Consider the following 418-nt stretch of genomic DNA (forward strand, 5'->3'; position numbering starts at 1 on the left):
GATCTAGTCGCCGACGCCGCCCTCGCCCTGCTCGCCGAACGCGGGATGCGCGGGCTCACCCACCGGGCGGTCGACCAGGCGGCCGGACTCCCCCAGGGATCCACCTCGAACCTGGCGCGCACCCGCCAGGCGCTGCTGGAGCTGACGGTGCGGCGGCTCGCCGAGCGGGAGGCACGCGTCCTCGCGCTGCACGAGCTGCCGGACCCGCGGGCCGGAACCGGCTCCCTGGTGGACGCCCTGGCCCTGGCCACCCACCGCGCGCTGACCCGCAACCGCGAACTCACCCTCGCCCGTTACGAACTGGCCCTGGAGGCCACCCGCCGCCCCGAACTGCGGGCGTACTTCGACGCGGCCGGCGCCCGCTTCCGCGACCAGCTCGTCGCCCTGGTCACCGGGCTCGGCTCCATGGAACCGGACC

Annotated in this window: 1 protein-coding gene; it reads left to right on the forward strand. The window is 76.1% G+C overall.

Annotated features, from left to right (window positions below; all coding sequences use genetic code 11):
* Positions 1–418: TetR/AcrR family transcriptional regulator (locus tag KDL01_RS42320; RefSeq protein WP_212534325.1), on the forward strand; the 418-nt coding region annotated here is incomplete at both ends.

This window comes from Actinospica durhamensis, from assembly GCF_018139695.1.
GTDB lineage: Bacteria > Actinomycetota > Actinomycetes > Streptomycetales > Catenulisporaceae > Actinospica > Actinospica durhamensis.